The following is a 3,800-nucleotide window of genomic DNA, read 5'->3' as shown; positions in this document are numbered from 1 at the left end:
GCGTGTGCCGGTCGGGCCCTCTCGGCTGACCGGAGTCAGCTCACGGTCGTTTGCGGATCGCGGTCAGGACGCCGCCGAAGCGCCGAGCAGCGCCGAGGCGTGTGGGGAGGGGAAGGACGGTTCCGCCGTGGTCAGACACCCCATGTCGTTTGAGGTCAAGCGGCATGGAGGTGTGCGTGGTGCGACCAGGCGGTTGCTTCGTCGTAGTGGGTGCGGGTTTTGAGGCATCCGTGGAGGATGCCGACGAGCCGGTTGCCGAGCTGGCGGAGGGCGGGGTTGTAGCCGGCCTCGCGGGCTCGCTGTTTGTCGTAGTAGCGGCGGGCGCCGGGCGAGGCCCGCAGGGCGGCGAACGCCTGGCGCTGGAGGGCGTCGGCGAGACGGTTGTTGCGGACGTAGCGGGCCTGGACGGTGTGACTCTTGCCGGAGGCCCGGGTGACGGGGCTGGTGCCGGCATAGTTCTTCCGGGCCTTCGCAGACGCGTAGCGGGTGGGGTCGTCTCCGAACTCGGCGAGCACCCGGGCGCCGGTGATCTCCGCGATGCCGGGCATCGAGAGGTAGATCTCAGCGTCCGGGTGCGCGAGAAAATGCGCCTTCACCTGCGCTTCCAGCGCGGCTATCTGCTCGTTCAACGCGATGATCAGCCGTGCATGGGCGATCGCGGTGGCCGCGTAGGCGGCGGTGACCGGCTCGGGCAGGCCGAGCTGCCGCTCGCGCAGGGCCGTCTGAATCGTGTTCGCCTTCGCCTCGCGGTGGTGACGGCGGTGACGGGCCAGGACCGCGGTGATCTGGGTGCGCGTCAGCTTCGCCCCGGCCGCGGGAGTGGGCGCCTTGATCAGCAATTCCAGGGCGTCCGTGCTGGTCAGCTCCAGGTCGGCGTAGGCGGACAGCGCGGCGGGGAAGTACTCGCGCAGTGTGGTCCGCAGCCGCTGGAAGGTACGGGTGCGTTCCCAGATCAGGGTCTGGTGGGCGCGGGCGACGACCTTCACGGCCTGGGCCTGGTCGCTGTCTCCGGCCACCGGCCGCAGCTGGTCGCGGTCGATACGGACCATGTCCGCCAGCGCGTGCGCGTCGCCCTTGTCGCTCTTGGCGCCGGACGTGCCGTACCTCTCCTTGAAACGGGCGACCTGCCTCGGGTTGATCGCGTAGACCTGGTAGCCGGAAGCGATCAATGCCTGCACCCACGAACCGCGATCGGTCTCGATACCCACCACCACCTCGGCCGGGTCCAGGTCCTTGCCGCCGTGCTTCGCGAGGAGCTCGTGCAGCTTCGCGATCCCCTCCACGCCCTCTGGCAGCCTCGCCGCCGTGAGTTTCCGACCTGTCTCGTCCTGGACCTCGACGTCATGGTGGTCTTCGGCCCAGTCATCGCCGATCAGCAGCAACTCAACCTCCTGGTCAGGTACTTCGCTCCTTGCAGCCCGCGGAAGGCGGCGCGCGGCCTAATGGATCCAGTGCTCACGCCACCAGGGCGGGCACGCCACCCCATCAGCGGTCTGGCCTCCCGGCCGACCAGCAGGGGCACGGTCTGACCACAGAACTCGCAGTGGTTCCGGCGGGGAAAGTGCTCACCTGCTGGCGGCTACGGCACCGAGTCTCTCCGACCCGGCACGTCCCATTAGGCGGGTCGCTCGAGGGCGACGGCGGGCGCCGGGACGGCTGACGGACCCTCCTGCCCGCCCATGACGGACGGGGCGCCGAGCCGGCGGAGACGTCTCTTGCCTGCTCGGCCGTGAGGACGGTGTCCGAGGCGAGCGGCTCGCCGTCGCCGGAGAGGTCGCGCAGCCGAAGCCGGTCCGTGTATGCGGAGCTTTCGCGGACGGCGGTGAGCCGGGCCAGTGTGACGAGACCGGCGGCGAGGCCGTCGGCGTCGCAGACGAGCAGGTGGCCGGTCCGGGCACCTGCCATCACGGCCAGCGCCACCTCGACGGTCATGTCATCGCAGACCCGGAGTTCTGCCGGGCCCACGGCGGCCCGGTCCCTCACCGTCCTGAGCGCAGGGCTGGTCTGGGCCGAGCGGGGTTGCATCCGGACCGACGTCACAACGTGCCTCCTGAAGAGATCGGGCGGCTTCCGGACCACGTGGCGCTCAGGCTGCCGTGTCGACGGCGGACCGTCGCGCGTTCACGCGCCGGGCCGCCGCAGCGGGCCCGCGCCGACCGCGGGAGGGCGTGCCGCGCTTGCGCCGCTCGGCCGGTGGCGCGGTGATCGTCACGGGCACGCCCGACGGGGCCTGGGCGCCCGTGATCCTGTGGAGCGCCTCCCCGCCGGAGCAGACCTGAGTGGTCTTCGGCACGATGCCGGCGTCCTGCAGGAGTCGGGTCATCCCGCGACGCTGGTTGGCGGTGACCAGGGTGACGACGGTGCCGGACTCGCCGGCTCGCGCGGTACGGCCGCCGCGGTGGAGATAGTCCTTGTGGTCCGTCGGCGGATCCACGTTGACGACGAGGTCGAGGTTGTCGACGTGGATGCCGCGCGCGGCGACGTTCGTCGCCACCAGGACGGTGACGTGCCCCGTCCTGAAGCGGCTGAGGGTGCGGGTGCGCTGAGGCTGCGACTTCCCGCCGTGCAGGGCGGCGGCCCGGACACCGCAGGCGAGGAGGTCCTCGGCGAGCCGGTCCACGGCGTGCTTGGTGTCCAAGAACATGATCACCCGGCCGTCGCGTGCCGCGATCTCCGTCGTCAGCCGGTGCTTGTCGGCGCCGCGCACGTGCAGGACGTGGTGCTCCATCGTCGTGACCGCGCCCTGGGAGGGGTCGACGGAGTGGACGACGGGGTCGGTGAGGTAGCGGCGGACCAGCAGGTCGACGTTGCGGTCCAAGGTCGCGGAGAACAGCATCCGCTGGCCCTCGGGGCGGACCTGGTCCAAGAGCGCGGTGACCTGCGGCATGAAGCCCATGTCAGCCATCTGGTCGGCCTCGTCGAGGACGGTGATCGCGACCTGGCCCAGTCGGCAGTCACCGCGTTCGATGAGGTCCTTGAGGCGACCGGGGGTGGCCACGACGACCTCGGCGCCACCGCGCAGCGCCTTCGCCTGTCGGCTGATCGGCATTCCGCCGACGACGGTGGCCAGGCGTAGCTTCACGGCACGGGCGTAGGGGGTGAGGGCGTCGGTCACCTGCTGGGCGAGTTCCCGGGTGGGGACCAGCACCAGTGCCAGCGGCTGACGGGGTTCGGCGAGCTGTCCGGCGATGCGGGCCAGCAGGGCCAGACCGAAGGCGAGGGTCTTGCCGGAGCCGGTCCGGCCGCGGCCCAGGACGTCGCGGCCGGCCAGGGAGTTCGGCAGCGTCGCGCCCTGGATGGGGAACGGGACCGCGACTCCCTGCGCGGTGAGCGCGGCCAGGAGGCGCCGGTCCAGAGCCAGGTCGGTGAAGGTCTCGACGGCGGGCAGCGCCGGAGTGATCGTCTTCGGCGGGGCGAACTCCCCCTGCACGGCGGCGGGGCGCCTGCCGTATCCGCCCGACCGGCTCGGACCTTCCGATCGGCCCGCGGCGGACGAACCGGGGCGACCGCCCCGGCCCGTTTCGGCGGAGGAGCCGTACGAGCGGCCGCCGTTGCGGCGGGTGCGGGAGGTACGGCCGTTCGTGCGTGTGGGGTTCATTCAGAACCTTCCTGGATACGGCGCGTATCAAAGAATCCCGGCAGCGGACGAACAGCTTCTGGAATCACAGGGACGGCCGAATGGAATGAGAAAGAGAGCGGCTCGGCAGGGTGAATGGTTGCCGACGCGAAATCGGGTCGGCGAAATGAAAGAGGGTGCTGCGAGCACGGTGAGGCCCTATGAAATGAATACAGCTGGGGCC

2 protein-coding genes are annotated in these 3,800 nt (G+C 70.9%); both read right to left on the bottom strand.

Annotated elements, in window-relative coordinates:
• Positions 1–155: 155 nt before the first annotated feature.
• A complete protein-coding gene (locus ACFW2Y_RS35030; protein ID WP_384887568.1) occupies positions 156–1,382 on the bottom strand; it encodes an IS110 family transposase in 1,227 nt (408 codons plus the stop codon).
• A 704-nt stretch (positions 1,383–2,086) separates the two neighbouring features.
• Positions 2,087–3,598 (bottom strand): DEAD/DEAH box helicase, encoded by a 1,512-nt coding sequence (locus ACFW2Y_RS35025; protein WP_384887566.1) that lies wholly within the window; start codon positions 3,596–3,598, stop codon positions 2,087–2,089.
• Positions 3,599–3,800 lie beyond the last annotated feature (202 nt).

Source organism: Streptomyces sp. NPDC058877 (genome assembly GCF_042742855.1).
Taxonomy (GTDB): Bacteria; Actinomycetota; Actinomycetes; order Streptomycetales; family Streptomycetaceae; genus Streptomyces.
This window is presented reverse-complemented; position numbering and strand designations above follow the sequence as displayed.

Bases quoted from the DNA above. Each gene is read 5' to 3' on its own strand.
- ACFW2Y_RS35025 (WP_384887566.1), bottom strand. From the start codon at position 3,598: ATGAACCCCACACGCACGAACGGCCGTACCTCCCGCACCCGCCGCAAC.